The organism is Symbiobacterium turbinis (assembly GCF_055383075.1).
The window spans coordinates 1,001,313-1,025,323 of the sequence record NZ_AP042433.1; the positions used below are offsets into that span (position 1 = coordinate 1,001,313).

Here is a 24,011-nt window from a genome sequence, read left to right on the forward strand (position 1 = left end):
GAGGGGATGGAAGGCAGCGATGCCACCCGCAGAGGCTCCAGTGCCCCTATGTACAGGGACCTGGGTCTTTTTCTTTGTAAACCGATAATCGGCAGATGTGTGCCTGGGCCGCTGCAAATCGTCAGGAACCCCGCCGTAGCAGTACACGCCTGCCTCGTGGACCGAGGTGAGGAACGCGGAAACTGACTCAGGGAGGTGTTGCTTTGGAGCAAGCACTGGGAGCGGTCGCTCTCCCGTTGGTCGCAGCCTTTCTCATGCCGGTGCTCTACCGGTGGCTCCGCTGGCGGCTGGGGCTGGCGGCGCTGGCGGTCGCGGCTGCGACGTTTATTCTCGTCATTCTGACCCCGAATATGTCGCTGGTCATCCCATGGGTTTCGCAACTGGGGATTGACCTGTCCATACACGTCGATGGGTGGAGCCGGCTCTTTGCCCTGCTCATCGCCGGGATCGGCACCCTCGTCGTGCTGTACAGTATTCCGTACCTGGGATCCCGGGAGGACCTGGGCAAGTTCTATGCCTACCTGCTGATCTTCATGGGCGCCATGCTCGGGGTCGTGTACGCGGGGAACGTCATGCTGCTCTATGTGTTCTGGGAGCTGACCTCGATCAGCTCGTTCCTGCTCATCGGCTTCTGGAACACCCGCGACGACGCGCAGTACGGCGCACTCAAGGCCATCCTGATCACGTTCGGAGGCGGCCTCGCCATGCTGGGCGGTCTGGCGATTCTCGGCACCGTCGGCGGCACCTTCGAGCTTTCTGGGCTGCTGGCGAACCGCACCGAACTCCTGGCCCAGCCGCTCACGACCGTGGCGCTTGTGCTGCTGCTGATCGGGGCCTTCACGAAGTCTGCCCAATTTCCGTTCCACATCTGGCTGCCCGACGCGATGGCGGCCCCGACGCCGGTCTCCGCCTACCTGCACTCGGCCACCATGGTCAAGGCAGGGCTGTTCCTGATCGGCCGTCTTTGGCCGATCTTCCATGTGCACCCGCTCTGGGTGCCCGTGGTGGCCACGGTCGGCATGGTGACGATGGTGGTGGGCTCCTTCCTCGCCATTCAGAAGACCGATCTGAAGGCGGTTCTGGCCCTCTCCACCGTCTCGCAGCTTGGACTCATCATGTGGCTCTTCGGCCTCGCCACGCCCGAAGCTGCGCAGGCGGGGACGTTCCACCTGCTCAACCACTCGACCTTCAAGGCCCTTCTGTTCATGGTCGTCGGTATCGTCGACCACCAGACCGGAACGCGGGAGATCCCGCTGCTGTCGGGCCTGCGCAGGGCGATGCCGGTGTCGGCGGCGCTCGCCATGGTCGGTGCGGCCTCGATGGCCGGCGTACCGCTGTTGAACGGATTCCTCTCCAAGGAGATGTTCCTGACCGCGGTCAACAACTCTTCCATGGGCCTCGCCGGCGCTGTGGTCGCCACGGGCGCCTCGCTCTTCACAACGCTCTACTGCCTCATGCTGGGGCACAAGATCTGGTTCGGCGAGCCGGGCGAAACCCCGGATGAGCCGAAGGAGGGGTCCCGGACCATCCTCGTGCCGCCGCTCATCCTGGCCGTGATCATCGTCGCGGTGGGCGTCTTCCCGGCGCTTGCGGAGTCCGCGGTGGTCGGCCCGGCTGTGGCGGCGGTGCTGCAGGCCCCTGCCGAGCTGCCGCACATCGCCCTCTGGCACGGGTTCACCCCGGCCCTGCTGATGACGGCGCTCGCCCTGGGCGGCGGTCTGCTCGCCTATACCGCGTTGCCCGGCGTGCTGGCCGCCTGCCGCCGGGTCACCCCGCAGCGCTACCATCTGAACGCTCTCTACGACTTCCTCTGGTGGAAGAACCAGGCGGTGGAGAAGGCCGCCAAGTGGATCACCAACCGGCAGATGACCGGGTATCTGCGTGACTACCTGGTGTACACCCTCGGTGCGACGGCCCTGCTCTTCTTCGGCACCATGCTCGTGAAGGGCGTGAGGATCCCTGCGCTCAATCTGTCTCCGGTCGGGCCCTGGGAGTTCCTCCTTGCGGCCATCATCGCCGTCGGCGCGGTGTTTACCGCCCGGGCCAGGACCCGCCTCGCGGCAATCGCGTCCATATCGCTTGTCGGCATGCCGCTGTCGGTGCTCTTCGGCCTCCTGCGGGCGCCGGACCTGGCCCTGACCCAGGTGGTGGTCGAGTCGGTCACCGTCGTGCTGTTCCTGCTGGTTTTCCCCCATCTCCGGCAGATCACCCTCTATCCGCGCAGACGGAGTACGAATGTGAACGTGCTCGTCGCGCTGGCCGTAGGCGCCCTGGGCACGGTGGTTACCCTGCTGGCCAATGGCGCCCGCCTGTTCCCGCCCCAGGTGGCGGAGTGGTTCCTGCGGAACAGCATGGAGCTCGGCGGCGGAAACAATGTGGTCAACGTGATCCTCGTGGACTTCCGCGGCTTTGATACGATGGGCGAAATCACCGTTCTCACGGTCGCGGGGCTCGCCGTCTACATGCTGATCCGGCTCCGCAAGCAGCAGGCCGGAGGGGGGAAGAGCTAGATGGTTCGTGCACGCATCGAACAGAACCCGATCGTCCGAGTCGTTGTCCACACGTCGCTCTACGGCTTGAAGCTCGTCGCCATCTGGATTCTGCTCCGGGGCCACCACGAGCCGGGCGGCGGCTTCATCGCCGGCCTGTTGATCGCCGCTGCGATCGCAATGCAGGGCGTCGCTTTCGGTGCCGACGCGGCACAGGCCATCTTCCCGATTCCACCCGCCTACCTGCTGGGAAGCGGGCTCCTGCTCTCCTTCTCGACGGTGCTGGGTCCGGCCCTCATGGGCAGGGCCTTCATGGAGCACAGCGCAGGCGTCATCGGCCTGCCGCTGTTCGGCGATGTGGTGTGGTCGACGGCGGTGCTCTTTGACATCGGCGTGTTCCTCGTCGTCGTGGGCACGATGAAGACCGTGCTGCTGACTATCGCTTCCGACCGGGTTCAGGTCCGCCCCGCCCAGGGGGAGCAGGATACCAGCGATTCCGAAAGGGAGGTGTCGTAGCCCGTGGAACTCCTGGCAGCGCTGTTGATCGGCCTGCTCCTGGGCGTGGGAACGTACCTGCTTCTGGAGCGGAACATGATTCGGATCGTTCTGGGGACCATGCTCATCACCTATGGCACGAACCTCATGCTGCTCACCTCCGGCCGGCTGAAGACGGGCCGTGCGCCCCTGCTGGGCGGCAGCGACATCCAGACCGCGGCTGAGGGCGGCGGGGGCATCGTGGTGGACGGTATCTCCTACGTCGATCCTGTCCCGCAGGCCCTGATTCTGACGGCGATCGTCATCGGCCTCGCGACGACCGCGTTCTCCTTCGTGCTGGCCTACCGCACCGTTCAGGAATACGGAACGGATGACCTGCTGGAACTGCGGGGGGTGGAGCATGAGTAATCTGGTCGCCTACCCCGTCCTGCTCTGCTTCGGAACCGGCATTCTGCAGCTTCTTCTGCATAAGCGGGTCGTCCTGCAGCGGGCGCTCGCCCTGCTGTCATCGATGGCAGGCATCGTGCTCTCGGTTCTGCTGACATATACGATCTGGACCTCAGGCATTCAGGTGCAGACTGCGGGCGGCTGGCCGGTGCCGTTCGGCATCACGCTCACCGCCGACCTGTTCAGCGGGCTCATGATGATCCTTGCGGCCGTGGTCCTGTTCACGTCCGTGCTTTACATCTTCAAGGACATGGACGCGGCCAGCGAGCGCACCTTCTTCTACCCCGTGCTCTTCTTCATGATGGCCGGCGTCAACCTCAGCTTTGCCACCGGCGACATCTTCAACCTGTATGTCGCCTTCGAGGTGATGCTGATCTCGTCGTACTTCCTGATGGCCCTGGGGAGCAAGGGGCCACAACTGCGGGAAGGCCTGAAGTACCTCCTGCTGAATACGGTCGCCTCAAGCATCTTCCTGGTGGCCGTGGCCCTGCTGTACGGGGTCACCTCGTCGCTGAACATGGCCGACATCGCTGCGAAGGCGGCGATGGATCCCGGCAATCCCTATATCACCCTGGCCGGTATGCTGTTCATGGTGGTCTTCGCCGCCAAGGGCGCGCTCTTTCCCTTCTACTGGTGGCTTCCCCGCTCGTACTACTACGTGCCCAACGGCATCGCACCGCTGTTTGCCTCCATGCTGACCAAGGTGGGGGTGTACGGCCTCATCCGGGTTTTCACGCTGATCTTCGTTCACGACAGCGGCCTGACCCATTCGTTGCTGCTCGTCATCGGCGGCCTGACCATGCTGCTGGGCGTGATCGGGGCGATCTCGCAGTACGACTTCAAGGCGATCCTGAGCTACCACATCATCAGTCAGATCGGGTACATGATCATGGGCCTCGGCCTGTACACCGTCCTCGGGCTGGCCGGCGCCGTCTACTACATCGCCCACCACATCATCGTCAAGTCGGGTCTCTTTCTGCTGTCGGGGGCGACCAGCCGCATCACCGGCAATACGGATTTCAAGCACTACTCCGGCCTGCTGGCCTCCCACCCGGGACTGGCCTTTACATTCTTCGCCACCGCCATCTCCCTGGCTGGGGTGCCGCCCTTCTCGGGCTTCTTCGCCAAGTTCGCGCTGCTGAAGGCCGCGGTGGAGAAAGGGGCCTGGGGCATCGCGGCGGTTTCCCTGGTGGTGTCGTTCTTCACCCTGTTCTCGATGATCAAGATCTTCCGCAAGGCGTACTGGGGCCGTCCTTCCGGCCAGCGCATCCAGCGTGATCGGAAGGACTACATCGCAGCCCTGAGCCCCGCCGTGATTCTGCTGGCGCTCTCTGTGGCGATGGGTCTGGGCGGCGGCTACATGATGGAGTTCGCGCTGGCCACCGCGGATCAGCTGATGAACCCGGCCATCTATATTGAAGCCGTGATGGGGAGGTGAGAACCGTGGAGACCAGCGTCCGCAGGGGTGTGCTCGTCCTGCTGTTCGCCGTCATGTGGATGGTCCTCCAGGAGTCGTACGGGCTCGGCAGCTTTGCCGGCGGCCTGCTGGTGGGTGCGCTGATCCTGCTGATCTTCCCAGCGCCGGTCCACGGGCTCATCAACCCCTATGTGAAGCGCCGTGGCGGGTTCTTCCGCTGGCTGTGGAGTGCAGGCCGCCTGTTCGTGTACTACACCTGGCACTGGCTGAAGGGCAACGCGGAGATGGCGCGCCTCATGCTGCGCCGGGACATGAGCAAGATCACCCCCGGCGTGCTGAAGTTCCCTCTGCGTGTCCGGCAGCCGGGACAGGTCGCGCTGCTGGCCAACCTGATCACCGTGACGCCCGGATCGTACACCCTCGAGGTGTCCGATGACTGGGATGTGCTCTACCTTCACGTCATCGACGCATCAGATGCCGAAGCGGCGCTGGGTCCGATCCGGCACATCGAAGAGCTGATCATGGAGGTGTTGCAGTGATGTTGCAGACCGTCCTGTGGATCAGCCTGGTGGGCCTGGTCGTATCTGTGGGGTTTGCCGCATACCGCACCCTGCGGGGGCCTTCCATAGCCGACCGGATCGCGGCCCTGGATACGCTGGGCACGGTGCTGATCCAGATCCTCATCGTGGCTGCGATCCTGCTGAACGACCCGCAGTACCTGACCTACGCCGTGGTGCTCGCCGCGATCAACTACGTGTCGACCGTTGCACTGGGGAAATACATTCAGAGGGGTGGTGTCATTGGCCACGGAGATCCTGATCAGCCTGCTCGTGCTGCTGGGAACGGTAGCGGCAGTGCTGGGGACACTGGGGCTTGTACGGATGCCTGATGTGTACAATCGCCTGCACGCCGTCACCATGACCATCACCTTCGCCACGGTGGCGTTGGTTCTGGCCGGCACCATCTACTTCTCAACCACGCACGGTCTCACGCTGAAGCTCCTGCTTGTCGTGCCGTTCGTTTTCTGGACCTCCTCGGCCGGCTCGTTCGTGATGGCCCGCGGAGCGCACCGTACCGGTGTGCGCCTGGCCCCGGTAACGGTCCGGGATGACCTGCAGGAGGATATGGGCATCGAGAATGAGCAGGAGTGAGGCCCGGCTCCGAAAGGAGAAAGACCACCGCACGTGTGCAGTGGTCTTTTTCTCTGCCCGCATGCGCTACTCGCAGCCCCGCCCGGCCACCGATTCCAGGAGCGACGTCACCCACTGATGCAGGGAGGCGCGGCGCTCGGCGATCTCAGCCCTGATGCGCTCCTGCTCGGCGGCCAGCTCCGCGAGCCGGGCGGCGTGCTCGTCCTCAAGGTCGGCGATCTCCCGGGCCAGCACCAGGGCCTGAATCGGCGCCATGGCCCGGTTCCGCTCCAGGCCCTTCTGCAGCCGCTCCAGCTTGCGCGCGGCGGCCTCCACCTCGGCCGCCAGGGCCTCGCACTGGGCCGTGAGGTGCCGCTCCTCGGCCTGGGCCTGTTCGACCGCCTCCCGCAGGTGCCTCAGCTCCAGCGCAAAGCGGTCGGCCTGCTCCCGCAGCCGCCGTTCCGCCTCCTGGAGGGAGACGCCCAGCAGCTGCCGGCGCAGCGGCCGCTCCGTGGGTTCCCGCATCAGGGCCGGCCTCCTTCCTGCTCCCGCAGATACGCCTGCAGCTGAAGGAAGGGCTGCACCGCGGACAGGATGCCCTCGGCGATCTGCCGCTCCAGGGCGATCCAGGTGTCGCGCTCGCGCCGCACGGCCTCCAGCTCCGCCTCCCGGTCGGTCAGCTCGCGCCGGTGGCGCGCGGCCACCTCCCGGCGGCGGACCTCAAACTCGGTCTCCGCGCGGTCGAACTCCTCCAGAATCCGCTGGATCTCCTGCTCCAGCCGGTCCCGCTCGGCGGCGAGTTCGGCCCGCCGCTGCCGGAGCTGGGCGTTGCGGGCAGCCACTTCCGATAGCCGGGCCTTCAGGATGTCCACCTGCGCCCGGTGGCTGGTGCGGCGGGCCGCCAGCTCGGCCTCCAGGTCTGCCGGGCTGACCCCCAGCGGCCTCAGGGGCGTCTGCATTGGGCCATTCCCCCCGTGCGATGGGTCTCGTAGATCAACACGACAGAACCGCCGGCAAAGTTCAAGGTCGTACGGTCTATGCATCAAGAAGATCTGGCTCCTGAGCGGCCGTTCGGTGCGTCGGGTTCTGGCAGCATCCTGGCAGGGAACGCGCGATCGGGACGAACGGATGTTTCGGATTTTGCGTCCGACCTGAAGGAATCGGGATTGCAGGCGTCGAACTTGCCGGTGAGGAAGGTGACCAGCGTGCGCTGTTTTGCAGCGGTAGAGGTCTCGTCGCCGGCCGTCCGGCGGGTCCTGGAAGAAGCCCGTGAAGAGATGAGGCGGGCGCTGGGCGCGGACGCCGGGTCTGTCAAGTGGGTGCGCCCGGACCAGTTCCACTTCACGCTCCGGTTCTTCGGCGAGCTCGGTCCGGCGGAGGTGTCGCAGGCGGCCCTGGCCCTGCGCCGTGCGGCGGCTGAGACCGCCCCGTTCCGGCTGGCCGTCGCCGGACTGGGCGCCTTCCCGAGCCTGCGGAATCCGCGGGTGCTCTGGGCGGGCACCGCCGAGGGGCGGGAGCAGCTGGTCGCCCTGGCCCGCAGGCTGGAGGAGGAGCTGGCGGGTGTCGGTCTTGCGCGTGAGACGCGGCCCTTCAGGCCGCACCTGACCCTGGGCCGGGTGCGGCAGGGCGCGGATGTGGCCGCGCCGCTCAGGGACCTGCTTTCGCGGCCGCCGTCGCACTACGGCGCGTGGCAGGTGGAGCGCGTGGTCCTGATGCGCAGCGAGCTGCTGCCGGCCGGCCCGCGCTACACCGTGGTGGAGGCAGCCGAACTGGTGCGCGGTGAATAGCGGCTGCAGGCTTGTCAGGCAGCCACGGGTGTTCTATACTGGAGACGAGCGGTCTGGCAAATAATGGCTGGGAGGATGCGGGGCTTATGGCTTTGGATCCGGGCAAGCAGAAGGCCATAGACATGGCTTTGGCACAGATTGAGAAGCAGTTTGGCAAGGGTTCGATCATGCGGCTTGGCGAGCAGATGTCCAGGCTGAACATCGAGGTCATTCCCACCGGCTCGGTGGCCCTGGACATCGCCCTCGGGGTCGGCGGCCTGCCGCGCGGCCGGGTGACGGAGATCTACGGGCCGGAATCATCCGGTAAGACGACGGTCGCCCTGCACGTCATCGCGGAGGCCCAGAAGATGGGCGGCGTGGCGGCGTTTGTGGACGCCGAGCACGCGCTGGACCCCGTGTACGCCAAGGCTCTCGGGGTGGACATTGACAACCTGCTCATCTCCCAGCCCGACACCGGTGAGCAGGCGCTGGAGATCACCGAGACCCTGGTGCGCTCCGGGGCGGTGGACGTGGTGGTGGTCGACTCGGTCGCGGCGCTGGTGCCCAAGGCCGAGATCGAGGGCGAGATGGGCGACTCGTTTGTGGGTCTGCAGGCGCGCCTCATGTCCCAGGCCCTGCGCAAGCTGACCGGGGCCATCTCCAAGTCGAACTGCGTATGCATCTTCATCAACCAGATCCGCGAGAAGGTCGGCGTCATGTTCGGCAATCCCGAGACCACCCCGGGGGGCCGGGCGCTGAAGTTCTACTCCACGGTCCGCCTGGAAGTGCGCAAGGCCGAGACGCTGAAGAACGGCCAGGAGGTCGTGGGCTCGCGCACCCGGGTGAAGGTGGTGAAGAACAAGGTTGCCCCGCCCTTCAAGCAGGCCGAGTTCGACATTCTCTACGGCCAGGGCATCTCGAAGGAGGGCAGCCTGATCGACATCGGCGTCGAGCTGAACCCGCCCATCATCGTCAAGAGCGGTGCCTGGTACTCCTATGGCGACCAGCGCATCGGGCAGGGCAAGGAGAACGCGCGGGAGTGGCTGCGGCAGCACCCCGAGGTCGCGGCCGAGATCGAGCAGAAGATCAAGGAGCGGCTGCACGTGGGTCCGGTTCCGGCGAAGTCCGCCGACGAGGAGGCCGCGGAGGTCGATGGCTGATCGCGCGGGGAACCGCTCCGCCGGTTCCCGCCGTACCCGGAGGGCATCCAGGCGTCAGGTGGACCTGGAAGCCCTCCGCACCGTCTCAGGGCGCATCACCGCCCTGGCCGGGCAGCGGGATCCCCACCGCCGCTCGGTGTTCGTGGACGGCGAGTTCGTGCTGGGGCTGCACCTGGAAACCATCCTTCGCTGTGGCCTGAAGGTGGGGCAGCCGGTGGACGGCGAGACGCTCCTTCAAGCCTACGGCCTCGACGTGGAGCGGCAGGCGTGGGATGCCGGGCTGCGGCTGCTGGCGGCTGCGCCCCGCACGCGCCTGGAAGTGGCCCGCCGCCTCGGGCGCCGCTACCCGCCGGAGACGGTGGAACGGGTGCTGCAGCGCCTCGCAGACGCGGGCTGGCTCGACGACCGGGCGTACGCCGAAAGCTACGTGCGGAGCCATCCGGATTACGGCAGCCGGCGGCTGCTCGCCGATCTGGCCCGCAAGGGCGTGGCGCGGGAGGTCGCGGCGGCGGTGGTGCGGGCCGCGCGGGGCGAGGAGGAGGCCGTGGAACACGCACGGGCGGTGGCGGAGATGAGGCTCGGCCGCATGACGGGCCTGGACCGCGCCACCGCGGCCCGGCGCCTGGCCGGCTTCCTGGCGCGGCGCGGGTTCGGGCCGGAGACGGTCAGGGCTGCCGTGGAGCCGCTGGTTGCCCACCTGCCCGATCCCCCGGCGGGGCCGCGCAGGGGTGGGCTGCAGCGGCGGTCGGTCCTCGGGCGGAAGCGCACGCCCGGCCGGGATGGCGACTGGCCGGAAGATGAGCACGATAATGCATAATGTCGGTCACCTCCACATAAAATAACCGGGACAGGACATCGGGAGGTGACCGGGGTGGAGCGGCCGACTGCCCGTCCCGAATGGCGGGACGAGGTGGAGAGCGAGGCGTTGGAGTCGTTCCAGGCGCGGCACAGCCGCTTCGCCGACCGGGTGGAGCGGGTTCTCAGGCGCCTGGTGGTGCTGGGGCTGGTGGCCCTCGCCCTGGCCCAGATGCTGGGCATGGGCCGCTTCAGTCTGCTGGCGGCGCTGGAAGGAACGCCCGTACACGAGGTGACCGACTGGAGCCGCAGCCTCAGGTCTGCAAACGCCGAATAACGCCGGAAGGGGGAGCGCTCTGGCGCTCTCTTTTGCACGCATCTGGCAATTTGCCAGTTTGACGTAGCATTTCCAGTCTGCTAATCTTAGGGAAGGAAGTCTCGGGTACTATCGACAAATAAACACAGTAAGGGTTGAGCCCGTTTTCGCACCTCTGGTGCTGCATTACCGGGCATTGGAGTGGTGTCGGACTTTGGCGTTGACAGACGGGACCCGAGAACTCGTGATCGCCATGGACGGCCCCGCCGGGGCCGGCAAGAGCACCGTGGCGAGGATCGTCGCGAATCGGCTCGGGTATCTTTACATCGATACAGGTGCAATGTACCGTGCTCTCGCCCTGAAGGCCCTTCGCCTGGGGATTGCGGAGACCGACCCGGAGGCCCTGGCCGCCATGGCCGAGTCGACGGAGGTCGAACTCCAGCGGGCGCCTGACGGCGGGAACCGTGTGCTGCTGGACGGGGAGGACGTCACCGCTGAAATTCGTTCGCCAGCGGTATCGGCGATCGTCTCGAAGGTTTCGGCGGTGCCCCGGCTCAGGCAGCGTCTCATCGAGGCCCAGCGGGCCCTTGCCCGGGCCGGGGGTGTGGTGATGGACGGCCGCGACATCGGCTCGTACGTCCTGCCCGGCGCGGATCTGAAGTTTTATGTGACTGCTTCGCTGCAGGAACGGGCCCGGCGGCGGCTGGCGCAGCTGCATGAAGAAGGGCACGTGGCTGAGCTGGCGGCCGTCGAGGCGGAAATCGCCCGGCGTGACGAGCAAGATATGAACAAGGGTGTCCACTCGCTGATGCGGCTGCCGGAGTCGATCGTGATCGACACGACCGGTAAGTGCGTCGACGAGGTCGTCGAAGAAATTCTGAGGCACTGCCGGAGGAAATAGCCATGTGGCTCTACGGTTTTGCAAAGGTCGTCCTGGGCCTGGGCTATCGCCTGGTCTACCGCATCCAGGCGGAGGGCCGGGAGAACATTCCGCCCACCGGCGGCGTCATTCTCTGCGGAAACCACATCAACGCACAGGACCCCATCATGATCGGCCTGGCCAGTCCTCGACCGGTCTGCTTCATGGCAAAGGAGGAGCTGTTCCGCTCCCGGTTTCTCAGTTTCATCATCCGGGGCCTGGGCGCCTTCCCCGTGAAGCGGGGCAGCGCCGACCGGGCCGCCCTGAAGCACGCCCTGGCCCTGCTGGAAGCCGGCTGCTGCTTCGGCATCTTCCCGGAGGGCACCCGCTCCCGCAGCGGGGAACTGCAACAGCCAGAGCACGGAACGGCGTATATCGCCCTCAAGTCTGACGTGCCGGTGATTCCCGTCGGCATCACCGGAAGTTATCGATTATTCAGCCCTATTCGCGTCCGCTTCGGGCCGCCAGTTGATCTGGAGCGCTTCCGCGGCGGCAAGCTGAACGGGCCGACCCTGGAAGCGGCGAGCCAGGCCATTGCGGACGCGATCGCTGACTTGCTGAACCCACCTCCTGACCTGCCGCGCGTACGGAAGGGAGCGCCGGCAGGGAACGCCCTTCCGTTCTGGTAATCCGCCGCCCGGGGCTGGTTTCATAATGACGATAATCGGTAATGTATGGTTCGCGTCGGTCGCGCCGGTGCCGCACCTGGTCCGAGCCATCGAGGAGGTCTACGATCGTGCAGGAGTTTGACAACCAGGGTAGGGAGAATCTCGAGACCATGGAAGACATCCAAGCCCGCGCAGAGCTGGAGGCTGCCCTGCGGGTACCGAAGCCTGGGGACATCGTGACGGGGCAAGTGGTTCGCGTGAGCGAGGATTCGATCATGGTCGACGTCGGCTACAAGTCGGAGGGAATCATTCCGCTGAACGAGCTTTCCCACCGTCGGCTCCGCAGTGCCGAGGAAGCCGGGCTCAAGGTTGGAGACGAAGTGCAGGTGGTGGTCCTCAGCGTCGATGCCAAGGGCGAGGGCGGCCTGCGCATCAGCAAGCGCCGTGCCGACGAGCGGCTGGCCTGGGCCGAGATCGAGCGGAAGTTTGAAGCCGAGGAGATCATCGAGGCCGAGGTGACCGAGGCCGTGAAGGGTGGCCTCGTGGTCGACCTTGGACTGCGTGCCTTCCTGCCCGCTTCGCAGGTGGACCGGGGGTATGTCGCCGATCTCTCCAAGTTCGTCGGCCAGAAGGTGCGCGTGAAGATCGTGGAACTGGATCCGTACAAGGGCCGCGTCATCCTCTCCCGCAAGCAGGTGCTGGAGGCGGAGCGCGCGGCGGCCCGCGAGCGGTTCTGGGCGACGGTCTCGGAGGGCGACGTGCTCGAGGGCACCGTCAAGTCCATCACCGACTTCGGCGCTTTCATCGATCTGGGCGGCGTGGATGGGCTGCTGCACATCTCGGAGATGTCGTACGGCCGCATCAAGCATCCGTCGCAGGTCGTCCAGGAGGGCGAGCCCATCAAGGTCAAGGTGCTGCGCCTCGACCGGGAGAAGGGCAAGGTCTCGCTGGGTCTGAAGCAGGTGCTCCCCGATCCGTGGGATACGGTGGAGGAGAAGTATCCGGAAGGCTCCATCATCGAGGGCACCGTGGCCCGTCTCACCACCTTCGGCGCCTTCGTGGAGCTGGAGCCCGGCGTGGACGGCCTGATCCACATCAGCCAGATGGCCGACCGGCGCATCAACAACCCCGCTGAGGTCGTCTCCATCGGCGAGGTCGTGAAGATCAAGGTCCTCAACGTGGACGCCCAGAACCGCCGGATCAGCCTCTCCCTGCGGGCCGCGCAGGAGGAACTGGCAGCGGAGGCGATTGCGGCCCAGGTTTCCACGCCGTACAAGGATGTCGTCGAGTCTGAGGCTGCCGATGCTGAGGCCCCTGCGGAGGCTGATGCGGCGCCGGCCGAGGCCGCCGGGGCGGAGCAGCAGGCTGAGGCGGAGGAAGCCCCCGCTGAGGCTGCGGAGGATGGGGCTGCCGAGGAGGCCAAGTCGGAATAGCATCATGAGCGCATTCGTCCGGCTCCCTGTGGGGAGCCGGACGTTCTCTTTTGGCGCACGGATACTGGCAAGATTTGTCTCCCCAGGAAGGAAAGTGCCGCGCCTTGGGCGAACATGTATTCCGAGGTGGAGTGATATGGCTGGCAAGCCCCTGATCATCGCGGAGAAGCCGTCCGCGGCCGCGGCCATCGCGCAGGCGCTGGGCGGTTTCGCGCGGCGGGAAGGTTACATGGAATCGCGTGACTACCTGCTCTCCTGGGCGGTGGGCCACCTGGTGGAGCTCCTGCCGCCGGAGGCGTACGATCCCCGCTGGAAGCGCTGGGCCATGGGGACACTCCCGATCATGCCCGAGGCGTTCGGCCTGCAGGTGCTGCCCAGGACCCGGTCCCAGTTTCAGACGCTGGCCCGCCTCGGCCGGCAGGCTTCGTTTCTGGTCAATGCCTGCGACGCCGGGCGGGAGGGGGAGCTGATCTTCCGGTACATCTGCGAGGCCGCGGGGCTGCAGAAGCCAGTGCAGCGGCTCTGGGTGTCCGCCCTGACCCCGGCTGCCATCCGTCAGGCCTTTGCCGACATGAAGCCCCAGGCCCACTACGACCGGCTCTACCGCTCGGCCCGGTGCCGCGCGGAGGGCGACTGGCTGGTGGGCATCAACGCCACCCGGGCGTTCACGGTGAAGTGGGGCGAACTGCTCTCGGCCGGGCGCGTGCAGACGCCGACCCTGGCGATGGTGGTCCGCCGGGAGCGGGAGATCGAGTCGTTCCGGCCCGAGGCGTACTGGGAGGTCACCGCCACGTTCCGTACGGCGGACGGGCGGGAGTACGCAGGCAAGTGGTTCGGCCCGGAGGGCGACCGGCTGACCAGGGCCGAACTCGCGGAGGCGGTGGTGCTGCGGGTGCGGGGGCAGACGGGCCGCGTGGAGTCCCACGAGGAGAAGCCGGTGGCCGAGCGGCCGCCGCAGCTCTTCGACCTCACCAGCCTGCAGCGGGAGGCCAACCGCCGCTACGGGCTCACGGCCGCGGCCACCCTGAAGGCGGCGCAGGCGCTCTACGAGGCGAAGCGCATCACCTATCCCCGCACCGACTCCCGCTACCTCTCCCGCGCGCTGGTGCCGCAGCTGCCGGGGCTGGTTCAGGCCCTGTCGGCGGTGCCCGATCTGGCGCCGCTGGCCGCGGGGGCCGACCTGACCCGGGTGGGCTGTGGCACCCGGCGGGTGGTGGACGACGCGAAGGTCACCGACCACCACGCGATCATCCCCACCACCGAGGTTCCCCGGGGCCTTACGGGCGCGCAGGCGAAGATCTACGACCTCATTGCCCGGCGCTTCCTCGCGCAGTTCTACCCCGACGCCCGCTACCTGGAGCAGGAGGTCATCACCTGCGTGGGCGACCTGCCCGACCGGTTCCGGAGCCGGGGCAGGCAGGTGGTGGACCCGGGCTGGCGCCGGGTGGAGCCCGAGCCGGCCCGGAAGCGGCGGAAAGAGTCAGAGGACGGCGACGATGAGACCCCCCAGCTCCTGCCGCCGCTGCAGGCGAATGAGCAAGTCTCGGTCCGGTCCGTCGAGAGCCGGGAGAAGGCCACGCGCCCGCCGCGCCGCTACACTGAGGCCACCCTGCTCTCGGCGATGGAGTACGCGGGGCGGCAGATCACCGATGAGACCCTGAAGGAGGCCATGAAGGGGCACGGGCTGGGCACGCCGGCCACGCGGGCGGCCATCATCGAGCGGCTGAAGCAGATGGGGTATGTTGTTACGGAGAAAAAGAGCCTGGTGCCCACCCCAAAGGGCAGGCGGCTGGTGGAGCTTGCCGAGAGGGCCGGCGTGGAGGTGCTGCTGAGCCCGGAGCTCACCGGCGAGTGGGAGCACCGCATCGCGGGGATTCAGGCCGGGGAGTACGACGACGCCCGCTTCATGCAGGAGATCCGGGAGCTGACCGCCCGGCTGGTCGAGCGGATCAGGGCTGCGGAGGGCGGCGCGGCGGGCGGAGAGATCAGCGGTTCCGGGGGGAGCCGGACGGCGGTCCCGCTCTCGGCCCCGTGCCCCAGGTGCGGCGGCGCGGTCACCCGGGGGAGCCGGGGGTGGACTTGCGCGGCAGAAGGTTGTACACTGCGCGTACCCGGCTTTTTGTGCGGGAAGGTGCTCGACGAGGGCGTCGCGGAGGCGCTCCTCACACGGGGCAGGACCCCGCTCATCACGGGCTTCACCTCGCCCCGCACGGGCCGGTCGTTTTCCGCCTATCTGGTGCTGAAGGAGGACGGCCAGGTGGGCTTTGAGTTTCGGCCGTCGCGCCGGAGAGGGGCGCGCGGCGGTGCGGCCCGCAGGGCGCAGGCCCGCCGAAAGGGGCCCGCGAAATAACCCATTTCTTACACGGAGGAGCCACAATGACTGAACGGCAGCAGCGGAAGCTGGATCATGTACGGCTGGCAGTCGATTGGCTCGGCCTGCCCTCGGGGGCCGCGGCCGGCCGGTCGGGCGCGGGCTGGGAGGACGTGCACCTGGTGAACCACAGCCTCCCGGAACTGTCGCTGGAGGAGATTGACCTCAGCACATCGATCGCCGGGGTTTCCCTGGGTCAGCCGGTGGTCATCAACGCCATGACCGGCGGGGCGGCTGGCGTGACGGCCATCAACCGCGATCTGGCGGAGGTGGCGGCCGACCTCGGCCTCGCCATGGCCGTGGGTTCGCAGACGGCCGGCCTGCGGGATCCCGGCGTGGCGGAGAGTTACCGGGTGGTGCGCAAGGTTAACCCGAAGGGAATCATCCTGGCCAACCTGGGCAGCGACGCCACCCTGGAGCAGGCCAGGGCGGCGGTGGAGATGGTGGAGGCCGACCTCCTCCAGCTTCACCTGAACGCGCCGCAGGAGCTGCGCATGACGGAGGGCGACCGGGACTTCCGGGGTCGGCTGGAGGCCATCGCGCGCATCGTGGACGAGCTGCCGGTGCCCGTGGTGGTAAAGGAGTGCGGCTTCGGCGTCGCGCGCGAGGCAGCCGTCATTCTGCACGAGGCGGGCGTCAGGGCGATCGACGTCTCGGGGCGCGGCGGCACCAACTTCGCCTGGATCGAGGACCGGCGCGCCGGGGTGACCGAGGCCGACCCTGGGCTGGAGAACTGGGGCATTCCCACGGCCTGCGCCCTGGCCGAGGTGGCGGCGGTGGGGCTGCCCGGGCTCGACCTCATCGCCAGCGGCGGCATCCGGTATGGGTCGGAGGCGGCCAAGGCCCTGGCCCTGGGGGCGCGGGCCGTCGGGGTGGCCGGCCCGGTGCTGCTCAGGCAGCAGCGTGAGGGCGCGGAAGGGGCCAGGGCCTACCTGCGGCAGCTCCTGGCCGATCTGCGGACGGCGATGCTCCTCACCGGCGCTGGCAGCGTGGCGGCCATGCATCGGGTGCCCGTGGTCATCACGGGCTTCACGGGCGAGTGGTGCCGCCTGCGCGGGGTGGACCTCGCTGCTCTGGCCGGCCGTTCAGAACCCTAGCCCCTCCCCCGGCGTCTCTGTAAGGGGAGGGAATATTCTGATGGATGACCAGGGTATTGTGCCGAGCGATGGCGCGGAACGACTGCGACGGCGGGGCCGGCGCCGCTTCAGGTTCGTCACCCTCACCGACCGGCCTGTCGCGGTGAGCCTGGGCGTCAGCGTTCCCATGCGCTGGGGTGAGCCTGACCCCGAACTGGAGTTCGAAGTCCTGTCCGTCGAGGAGTGGCATGAGCGGTACTAGACCGGGAAAGGGTGGGTTGCATGCAGCAGCGCACGTTTGAACGGGTTATCGAGAAACGGGTCGGGGCTGACTACCTGCTCTTTCTGCCGCAGGGGTACGGCGATGACCCGGAGCGCCGCTGGCCCCTGATTCTCTTCCTGCACGGCGCCGGCGAGCGGGGAAGCGACCTGAGCCTCGTGAAGCGGCACGGCCTGCCGAAGCTCCTGGAGGAGCGGCCCGGGGATTTTCCCTTCATCGTGGTCTCGCCCCAGTGCCCCGAGGGGGAGATCTGGGATACGGACGTCCTCCTGGCCCTGCTGGATGAGGTCTGCGAAAGTCACGCCGTGGACGGGGACCGCATCTACGTGACGGGCCTCTCCATGGGCGGCATGGGCACCTTCGCCCTGGCCCTGGCGGCGCCGCACCGCTTCGCGGCCGCCGCGCCGGTCTGCGGCGCGGGCGTGCCGCTCCAGGTACGGCCCGAGCATGCGCGGCTTCCGTTCTGGGTTTTCCACGGGGAGATGGACGAGAAGGTTCCGGCCGCGCTGTCAGCGCAGATGGTGGAGGCCCTGAAAGCCGTGGGCGCAGAGGTGCGGTTCACGGTCTACCCCGGCGTCGGCCACGATGCCTGGACCCCGACCTACTCAAACCCCGAGCTCTACCGGTGGTTCCTGCAGCACCGGCGGGCGGGGGCGGCCACGTAGCCCTGGCCGCGGCAGCCCCGGCAGCGGCGGCCCGGCGGCGGCTGTCTAGCGCCAGCCCCGCCAGCCCACGCCGCCCATGCGCACGGCCAGCACCCGGCCGTCGTCCCTGTCGACCAGGACGTCCACCCGCCTGGGCGCTTCGCCCAGGGCCGAGGTGAAGCGGACGACGAGCCCCTCGCCGGCCAGGTCGACCAGCGCGTCGGGCCGGAAGCGCTGCAGCCCCCGGGCCGCGGCGGGGTTCAGCCCCTCCAGGACCAGCGGGGCGGAGTGGGCCGCGTACCAGGCCGAGACCTCGGGATGCGCCAGGGCCGCGGCCACCGCGTCGGCGGGCCGCACGGGCAGGGCCCGGGCCGCGCAGCCGGTCAGCAGCGGGAGTATGAGCAAGAGCAGGGCCAGGCGCCGGTGCGATCTCGCCGGCGCCCTTTCGCGCAGCGGCATCCACATCACTCCCTCGTCCGGGGGGTCTTCACCCAGTGGCTCGGCCCCCTGCCCACCGCGGAGAGCAGCAGGGCGCTGAAGTAGGGCACGGGAAACAGGAAGCCGGCCAGCGGCAGGACGAGAATCTGTCCGACGGCCCCCAGCTGGCCCAGCCACATCAGCGGCCGGCTGGCGGGGTCGACGTAGCGCATGTAACGCAGGAAGATGTAGACGGCGAACCCGATGTAAACGGTGGAGACCGTATGGAGGCCGTAGCGCCAGACCGGCGGCAGCACGGTGGGGTCCACCAGCCCGATCGACCAGAGGAGCAGCACGGTGAGGGGCACCAGGGTGGCCGCCTGGTAGAAGAGCCACTGCCCCTGGCCCTTGAACCAGAGCGACCGGAGCAGGCGGCGCTGCTCGGGCGAGCCGTCCCCTTCGGCCCTGATCTTCCGCATCACCTGAATGTGGCCGCTGGCCCAGCGGAGCCGCTGCCGGTAGAAACCCAGGAAGGTGGGCGGGGTCTGCTCGCTGGAGGGGTAGGGCAGGTACTCCGGCCACGCCCTGGCCTTCAGCCAGGCGCGGGTTCCCAGCTCCAGGTCCTCGGTCAGCGTGGACGAGTCGAAACCGCCGATCTCCTGCAGCAGTCTGGTCTCGACAAAGACGTTGGTGCCGCCGACGAAGGGGATGGTCCGGTAGACCACCGGCAGGTGCCACTCGTGGCTGATGGCGGTGAAGAGGGAGGCCAGCTTGCAGAAGGCGCCCATGTCGTACCAGTTCCGCACCTGGAAGACGGGCCCCTGGAAGATGCGGGGAAGCGTCGCGCCGCTGATGCGGGCCTCCAGCACCCGGTGGGCCAGGTAGAGCAGCACCCGCCCGTCGGGCCGGCTCTCGGCATCGTAGAAGCCGCACCAGGTGGAGCGGCCGTCGATGAACCCCAGGGCCCAGTTCAGGGCGCGGCCCTTCGTGGAGGGCACCGTCACGCCCAGGCAGCGGCCGCCCAGCCTGCCGTCGAAGTCCGGGGGGACCACCACGTGGCGCACCGCAGGCGCCCCCCTGCGCCGGCTGTACTCCGCCACCTTCCGTTCCATGATGTCCTGCGTGGTCGGATAGACCTCCCGGTAGGCCGCGGCGAGCCGTTCCTCCAGATGGGGGTCTGCGGAAAGGGCCTCCAGCCGGCTGGTCAGGTTGGCGGCGAGGGCCGCGCAGAGCGACTGGATCAGCTCCCGGGTGAGGGAGTGGTGCGCCTGGGCGGCCAGCGAGGCCAGCCGTCGCCCCAGGGCGGCCCCATCCTCGCCCCGCAGCGAGGCGAAGGCCACCGCACACGGGATGGCCAGGGAGAGCAGCGCGGCGTAGGCGCGCTGAAGCGGCTCCTGCCCCAGGCCGGGCAGCCGGTTCCGCAGGGACCGCAACAGGTGGTGCTCCGTGCCGCGCGCTCCCTTCTTCAGCAGGCGGCAGGCCGCATCCCAGATGATGGGCCGCAGGAGCGGCGCGGGAATCCGCCGCAGGTAGCGCAGCCCCTCGTTGGGTCCCAGGCGGCGGGAGACCTCGCCGATCCCCTCCAGCGCCATGCCGGCCACCAGGGCCATGATGAGCCCCCCGGCCTGGCTGTCCGGCCCGGGCAGGTCATGCCGGCTGCGGAGCGCGCGGGCTGCCTCGCCCACCGCCGCCGCCCGGCTCTTGTCGGCGGCCAGCGCCTCCTTCTCGTCGGTGACCACCAGCACCTCGTACAGGTGGGGCGGGTAAGCGAGGGCGGCCAGGTGGTCCACGGTGCGCTCGATGACGTCGGCCTCGTTGCGGGCCGGCACGATCAGGGAGAAGCGGGGCAGGGCCTGCCCGTGCTTCCGGGCGAGCGCGGTGAGCCGCTCCAGGGAGAGCGCGGGCCGGCGCTTCCAGTAGCGGGTTTCGGCGTAGCGCTTCCACCAGAGCAGCCGCAGGAAGAGCAGGAAGAACAGGAGGTGGATTCCCACGGCCACCAGGTAGACCCATGCCGCGGTGTCAAGTTGCATCGTGCGGGACCCTCCCACAGGGTGATGACAGCCATAGGTTGGCAGAACCCTGTGGCGATTATGCTCCCGAAGGCCGGTTGCCCGGCGGCGGGTTCTGTATAGCGCTGCCAGACCCGGCCAAAGCTAACGCAATGAAGGTGGAAAGCCCTCCAGTCTCTGCTGGGGGCTCGCCCGGTTCGGGAGGGGTCGCCGCGTGATGCCTGTGGGTCCCATTCTGCTCGTTCTGTTGTCTGTGCTGACCGCCACCGGTTTCCTGACCGGCCCGCTGCGCCGCCTGGGGCTGAGCGAGCGCGGCGCGCTGGCGGTCCTCCTTGCCATGCTGGCGGGGACCTTGGTGGAGCTGAGCCTGACGCCGAGGCTGACGCTCAATCTGGGCAGCGGCCTGCTGCCTCTGTGTCTCACCCTCTACCTGCTGAAGGGCGTGCGCCGCTGGTGGGAGCCCGTGCTGGCCGTGGGCGGGGCGGCCACCGGCGCGGCGAGCCTGGCCCTGATCAGCCTCTACTTCCCGCCCGGCTGGCCCACCGAGCTGAACCTGTTCTACCTGGACGCGCAGTACCTGTATGCGGCAGTCGCGGGCACCCTGGGATGCGTCATCGGCCACACGCGCCCGGCCGCCTTCGCCTCGGCCGTGTGGGGCTCGCTGGCCGCCGACCTGTACCACTACCTGCACTACATCGCGGCGGGGCACCCGGACATCGTCTTCCGGATGGGCGGAGGGGCGTTCCACGGCACGGCGCTGGTGGCAGGCGTGCTCAGCCTGACGCTGACCGAGCTGCTCCAGACCGGCGCGACGGAGAGACGGACGGCTGCGCCGCCGAATCTGCCCACGTCTTGACCGCCGCTGGTCCATCCTGGATAATGTGCAGGGTGGGAGAGACAGGAGGAAAAAGCCCATGAAACCCATCGTAGCGATTGTAGGCCGTCCGAATGTCGGCAAGTCTACGCTGTTCAACCGGCTCACGCAGAGCCGCCAGGCCATTGTGGAGGACCAGCCCGGAGTGACCCGCGACCGGCTCTACGCGGACACCGAGTGGAACGGCCGCGTCCTGACCCTCGTGGACACGGGCGGCATTCAGCTGGACAAGGAAGGCGACACCATCGAGGCGCACGTCACCCGCCAGGCGGAGCTGGCCATCCGGGAGGCCGACGCCATCATCTTTGTGGTCGATGTGACCGATGGCGTGACCGCGCCGGACCTGGACGTGGCCGAGCTGCTTCGCCGGGTGCAGAAGCCGGTGATCGTCGCCGTAAACAAGGTGGAGAACCTGAAGCGCGAGGACCTGGCCCTGGAGTTCTGGGCGCTGGGCCTGGAGCCCCTGATCACGGTCTCCGCCGAGCACGGCCTGGGCACGGGCGACCTTCTGGACGCGGTGGTGGCCGCGCTGCCCGACCTCCCGGACGCGGCGCCGGAGGAGGACGGCCCCATCCGGGTCGCCGTTATCGGCCGGCCGAACGTGGGCAAGTCGTCGCTGGTCAACGCCGTCCTGGGCGAGGAGCGGGTGATCGTCTCCGACGTTCCCGGCACCACCCGTGACGCCATCGACGTGCTGGTGGAGCGGGGGGAGGACCGCTTCCTGCTGATTGACACCGCCGGCATGCGCCGCCGGGCCAAGGTGGACCAGCCGGTGGAGCGGTACTCGGTGATGCGGGCTCTGCGGGCCGTCGAACGGGCGCAGGTGGTGCTGATGGTCATCGACGCGCAGGACGGCGTGACCGAGCAGGACCAGCGCATCGCCGGCTACGCCCACGAAAGCGGCAAGGCGTGCATCGTCGTGGTCAACAAGTGGGACCTGATCGAGAAGGACGACCGCACCATGGCCAAGATGACCGAGGAGGTCCGGGAGCGGCTGGCCTTCATGGACTACGTGATGGTCCACTTTGTCTCCGCGAAGACCCGCGCCCGGGTGCACCGGCTCCTGCCGCTGATCAGGGAGGCCGCGGAGAACCATGCCCGGCGCATTCCCACCCGGGAGCTGAACGACCTGATCCGTGAGGCCGTCGCGCTGAATCCGCCGCCGTCGGACAAGGGGCGGCGACTGAAGGTCCTCTTCGCCACCCAGCCCCACGTGAGCCCGCCGGGGTTCGTCTTCTTCGTCAACGACAGCGAGCTGGTCCACTTCTCGTACCGGAGGTACCTGGAAAACCAGCTCCGGGAGACCTACCGGTTCGAAGGAACGCCCATCAACCTCTACTTCCGGACCCGGGCAAAGGTGAAGCTCTCGGAGCGGCCCGCGCGGGTGCGGCGGGTGCTGCCCGGCGGCAGGACGCAGGAGATCCGCCGGGCTGCGCGCAAGCGCTCCACCGAGTAGCGGGCGGGGAGCCGAAACGCGCGGGGCCTGCATATATTACCTCGTACTAAAACCAGGAATAACCCCACGGACGGCGAATTAGTGATCTCTAACCCGATCGCGGGCCGACCCGCTATGGGTTGTGAGAAGGAGGGCACGGGCCGTGGCGGAGCTAGTCATCGTCGCGATGCTGGGCTACCTACTGGGTTCGATTCCCGTCGGCTTCCTGATGGGCAAGCTGCAGGGCATCGATGTGCGCCGCTACGGCAGCGGCGCGACCGGCGGCACCAACGTGCTACGCACGCTGGGCCCGTGGGCCGCGCTCTTCACCGTGCTGTGCGACATCGGGAAGGGTCTGCTGGCGGCCTACCTGGGGCAGCGCTGGGCGGGCGACTGGGGATTCGCCGCGGCGGGGCTCATGGCGTCTCTGGGCCACTCCTACCCCGTGTGGCTGCGCTTCCGCGGGGGGAAGAGCGTGGCCACCAGCGGCGGCGTGATGCTGCTCCACTACCCGCTGGCGGTGCTGATCGGCATCGCGGCCGGCGCGCTGGCCGTGGCGCCCACGCGCTGGGTCTCCCTGGGCTCGCTGACGGCCACCCTGGCCGTGGTGGTACAGATCTTTCTGATCAGCCCGCCGCTGCCGCACCGGCTGCTGGTGGTGGGCCTCGCCGTCGTGATCTACGTCCGCCACTGGGAGAACATGAAGCGCATTGCCGCCGGAACCGAGAACCGGCTGGGGGCCAAGGCGCGGCCGCGAACCTGAGAAGGCACGCACCGCAAGCAAGGGGGGCGGGTCGTCGGTGTCAACGCAGATTGCCATCCTGCCCGCCGGCGTCTGGGGGACGGCCCTGGCCGTGCCCGCGGCGGCGGGCGGCGGCGCCGTTCGGCTCTGGCGCCGCACGCCGGGGTGGAGCTGGGGCTGGGACCGGGGCCATCCGGCCCTGCCGGGCCTGCGGCTCCCGGACAACGTCGCGGCCTGCGAGCGCCCGGAGGAAGCGGTGGCCGGCGCCGATCTGGTGATCCTGAGCCCGGCCGGCGCCGGACTCCGGTCGGTGTGCCGGCTCGTGCGGCCGCACCTGCGACCGGACGCCATCGTCGTCACCGTGACCAAATCTATCGAGCCCGAGACCCACCTGCTCGTGCACCAGGTGGTAGGGGAGGAGCTCCCGGCGCACCGGGAGCGTATCGTCGCGCTCTCCGGGCCCAACTTCGCGCACGAGGTGGCTGCGGGGCTGCCCACCGGGGCAGTGGCGGCGTGCCCGGACCTCGCGCTGGCCGACCGGGTGCAGGAGGTCCTGATGACCGACCGGTTCCGCATTTACACCAACCCCGACCGCACCGGGGTAGAGCTGGCCGGAGCCCTGAAGAACGTCATCGCCCTGGGGGTCGGGATCTCGGACGGGTTGAACCTGGGCGACAACGCCCGGGCCGCCCTGATCACGCGCGGCCTGGTGGAGATGGCGCGCCTCGGCCGCGCCATGGGGGCCAACCCCCTGACCTTCGCCGGCCTGGCGGGCATGGGCGACCTGGTGCTCTCCTGTACCGGCGACAGCTCGCGCAACCGCAGGGCCGGGCTCGCCATCGGGCGGGGGCAGTCCATCGCCGCCTTCCTGGCTGAAACCGGCCTCACGGTGGAGGGCGTGGTGACGACCCGGGCCGCCTGGCAGCTGGCCCGGCGCTGCGAGGTGCGGATGCCCATCACCGAGGCGATCTACCAGGTGCTCTACGAAGATCTCCCGCCGCTCGCGGCCATGGAACGGCTGATGGCCCGTCCCCGGGCGCATGAACTGGAAGAGGTGGCGGAGGCGAAGCTGGACCCGCCCGAATCCAGGTGAGAAAGGCCTGCAGCAGGATCTGCCCTGCCGCAGGCCTTTGCTGTGCGTCGTCGCCCACCGGGTGTGTTTCGATCACCCCCGGGGCGCGGCCGGCG

The 24,011-nt window shown here is 68.4% G+C and carries 26 protein-coding genes; 22 read left to right on the plus strand and 4 right to left on the minus strand.

What is annotated here, in order from left to right:
* Positions 1-236 precede the first annotated feature (236 nt).
* The 7 genes from mbhE to ACZ45O_RS04785 are packed head-to-tail and all read left to right on the plus strand — an operon-like array spanning position 237 to position 5,999.
* Complete coding sequence (gene mbhE, locus ACZ45O_RS04755) at positions 237-2,510, plus strand: hydrogen gas-evolving membrane-bound hydrogenase subunit E (protein ID WP_464856069.1); 2,274 nt, start codon at positions 237-239, stop codon at positions 2,508-2,510.
* Positions 2,511-3,005 carry an MnhB domain-containing protein gene (locus tag ACZ45O_RS04760; RefSeq protein WP_464856071.1) on the plus strand — a complete coding sequence of 165 codons (495 nt, stop codon included), beginning with the start codon at positions 2,511-2,513 and terminating at the stop codon, positions 3,003-3,005.
* A gap of 3 nt (positions 3,006-3,008) precedes the next feature.
* Positions 3,009-3,392: a sodium:proton antiporter gene (locus tag ACZ45O_RS04765; RefSeq protein WP_464856073.1), complete on the plus strand. Its 384-nt coding sequence runs from the start codon at positions 3,009-3,011 to the stop codon at positions 3,390-3,392.
* Entirely contained in the window at positions 3,385-4,869 is a 1,485-nt protein-coding gene (locus ACZ45O_RS04770; RefSeq protein WP_464856075.1) for a proton-conducting transporter transmembrane domain-containing protein, read from the plus strand. The genes ACZ45O_RS04765 and ACZ45O_RS04770 overlap by 8 nt, the downstream gene beginning before the upstream one ends.
* Before the next feature lie 5 nt (positions 4,870-4,874).
* Entirely contained in the window at positions 4,875-5,387 is a 513-nt protein-coding gene (locus ACZ45O_RS04775; RefSeq protein ID WP_464856077.1) for a Na+/H+ antiporter subunit E, read from the plus strand.
* A complete protein-coding gene (locus tag ACZ45O_RS04780; RefSeq protein ID WP_464857654.1) occupies positions 5,387-5,737 on the plus strand; it encodes an MrpF/PhaF family protein in 351 nt (116 codons plus the stop codon). The genes ACZ45O_RS04775 and ACZ45O_RS04780 overlap by 1 nt, the downstream gene beginning before the upstream one ends.
* On the plus strand, positions 5,730-5,999 hold the full coding sequence (locus ACZ45O_RS04785) for a cation:proton antiporter (RefSeq protein ID WP_464856079.1): 270 nt from the start codon (positions 5,730-5,732) through the stop codon (positions 5,997-5,999). The genes ACZ45O_RS04780 and ACZ45O_RS04785 overlap by 8 nt, the downstream gene beginning before the upstream one ends.
* A 66-nt stretch (positions 6,000-6,065) precedes the next feature.
* Here ACZ45O_RS04785 and ACZ45O_RS04790 read toward each other — a convergent pair whose 3' ends face one another.
* Both ACZ45O_RS04790 and ACZ45O_RS04795 read right to left on the minus strand, forming a co-directional pair.
* Positions 6,066-6,503 (minus strand): hypothetical protein, encoded by a 438-nt coding sequence (locus ACZ45O_RS04790; RefSeq protein ID WP_464856081.1) that lies wholly within the window; start codon positions 6,501-6,503, stop codon positions 6,066-6,068.
* Complete coding sequence (locus tag ACZ45O_RS04795; protein ID WP_464856083.1) at positions 6,503-6,937, minus strand: hypothetical protein; 435 nt, start codon at positions 6,935-6,937, stop codon at positions 6,503-6,505. The genes ACZ45O_RS04790 and ACZ45O_RS04795 overlap by 1 nt, the downstream gene beginning before the upstream one ends.
* 228 nt (positions 6,938-7,165) lie before the next feature.
* Between ACZ45O_RS04795 and thpR the strand changes: the two genes are divergently transcribed.
* The 11 genes from thpR to ACZ45O_RS04850 all read left to right on the plus strand — a co-directional run bounded on the left by thpR (position 7,166) and on the right by ACZ45O_RS04850 (position 17,367).
* On the plus strand, positions 7,166-7,765 hold the full coding sequence (thpR, locus tag ACZ45O_RS04800; RefSeq protein WP_464856085.1) for an RNA 2',3'-cyclic phosphodiesterase: 600 nt from the start codon (positions 7,166-7,168) through the stop codon (positions 7,763-7,765).
* An 86-nt stretch (positions 7,766-7,851) separates the two neighbouring features.
* Positions 7,852-8,904 carry a recombinase RecA gene (gene recA / locus ACZ45O_RS04805; protein WP_464856087.1) on the plus strand — a complete coding sequence of 351 codons (1,053 nt, stop codon included), beginning with the start codon at positions 7,852-7,854 and terminating at the stop codon, positions 8,902-8,904.
* Complete coding sequence (locus ACZ45O_RS04810; RefSeq protein ID WP_464856089.1) at positions 8,897-9,721, plus strand: regulatory protein RecX; 825 nt, start codon at positions 8,897-8,899, stop codon at positions 9,719-9,721. Before recA ends, ACZ45O_RS04810 begins: the two co-directional genes overlap by 8 nt.
* A 54-nt stretch (positions 9,722-9,775) precedes the next feature.
* A complete protein-coding gene (locus ACZ45O_RS04815) occupies positions 9,776-10,036 on the plus strand; it encodes a hypothetical protein (RefSeq protein ID WP_464856091.1) in 261 nt (86 codons plus the stop codon).
* A 199-nt stretch (positions 10,037-10,235) separates the two neighbouring features.
* Positions 10,236-10,916, plus strand: coding sequence for a (d)CMP kinase (gene cmk, locus ACZ45O_RS04820; RefSeq protein WP_464856093.1), 681 nt, complete (start codon positions 10,236-10,238; stop codon positions 10,914-10,916).
* Between the two features lie 2 nt (positions 10,917-10,918).
* Complete coding sequence (locus ACZ45O_RS04825; RefSeq protein ID WP_464856095.1) at positions 10,919-11,563, plus strand: lysophospholipid acyltransferase family protein; 645 nt, start codon at positions 10,919-10,921, stop codon at positions 11,561-11,563.
* 107 nt (positions 11,564-11,670) lie between these two features.
* On the plus strand, positions 11,671-12,975 hold the full coding sequence (gene rpsA, locus ACZ45O_RS04830) for a 30S ribosomal protein S1 (protein ID WP_464856097.1): 1,305 nt from the start codon (positions 11,671-11,673) through the stop codon (positions 12,973-12,975).
* A gap of 136 nt (positions 12,976-13,111) precedes the next feature.
* Positions 13,112-15,325, plus strand: coding sequence for a type IA DNA topoisomerase (locus ACZ45O_RS04835; protein ID WP_464856099.1), 2,214 nt, complete (start codon positions 13,112-13,114; stop codon positions 15,323-15,325).
* 26 nt (positions 15,326-15,351) lie between these two features.
* Entirely contained in the window at positions 15,352-16,443 is a 1,092-nt protein-coding gene (gene fni, locus ACZ45O_RS04840) for a type 2 isopentenyl-diphosphate Delta-isomerase (RefSeq protein ID WP_464856101.1), read from the plus strand.
* A gap of 40 nt (positions 16,444-16,483) precedes the next feature.
* Positions 16,484-16,684: a hypothetical protein gene (locus ACZ45O_RS04845; RefSeq protein ID WP_464856103.1), complete on the plus strand. Its 201-nt coding sequence runs from the start codon at positions 16,484-16,486 to the stop codon at positions 16,682-16,684.
* A gap of 20 nt (positions 16,685-16,704) precedes the next feature.
* Positions 16,705-17,367, plus strand: a complete 663-nt coding sequence (locus tag ACZ45O_RS04850) for a carboxylesterase family protein (protein WP_464856105.1) — start codon at positions 16,705-16,707, stop codon at positions 17,365-17,367.
* A gap of 45 nt (positions 17,368-17,412) precedes the next feature.
* Here the strand turns inward: ACZ45O_RS04850 and ACZ45O_RS04855 are convergent, their stop codons facing one another.
* Together ACZ45O_RS04855 and ACZ45O_RS04860 are read right to left on the minus strand one after the other, a co-directional pair.
* Positions 17,413-17,805, minus strand: a complete 393-nt coding sequence (locus tag ACZ45O_RS04855; protein ID WP_464856107.1) for a hypothetical protein — start codon at positions 17,803-17,805, stop codon at positions 17,413-17,415.
* 5 nt (positions 17,806-17,810) lie between these two features.
* Positions 17,811-19,793 (minus strand): glycosyltransferase family 2 protein, encoded by a 1,983-nt coding sequence (locus ACZ45O_RS04860; RefSeq protein WP_464856109.1) that lies wholly within the window; start codon positions 19,791-19,793, stop codon positions 17,811-17,813.
* 193 nt (positions 19,794-19,986) lie between these two features.
* Between ACZ45O_RS04860 and ACZ45O_RS04865 the strand changes: the two genes are divergently transcribed.
* The 4 genes from ACZ45O_RS04865 (at position 19,987) to ACZ45O_RS04880 (ending at position 23,916) form a co-directional block, all read left to right on the plus strand.
* Entirely contained in the window at positions 19,987-20,628 is a 642-nt protein-coding gene (locus ACZ45O_RS04865; RefSeq protein ID WP_464856111.1) for a hypothetical protein, read from the plus strand.
* Between the two features lie 58 nt (positions 20,629-20,686).
* Positions 20,687-22,102, plus strand: coding sequence for a ribosome biogenesis GTPase Der (gene der, locus ACZ45O_RS04870; RefSeq protein WP_464856113.1), 1,416 nt, complete (start codon positions 20,687-20,689; stop codon positions 22,100-22,102).
* A gap of 142 nt (positions 22,103-22,244) precedes the next feature.
* On the plus strand, positions 22,245-22,844 hold the full coding sequence (plsY, locus tag ACZ45O_RS04875; RefSeq protein WP_464856115.1) for a glycerol-3-phosphate 1-O-acyltransferase PlsY: 600 nt from the start codon (positions 22,245-22,247) through the stop codon (positions 22,842-22,844).
* Between the two features lie 37 nt (positions 22,845-22,881).
* Positions 22,882-23,916, plus strand: coding sequence for an NAD(P)H-dependent glycerol-3-phosphate dehydrogenase (locus tag ACZ45O_RS04880; RefSeq protein WP_464856117.1), 1,035 nt, complete (start codon positions 22,882-22,884; stop codon positions 23,914-23,916).
* The last annotated feature ends 95 nt before the right edge of the window (positions 23,917-24,011 follow it).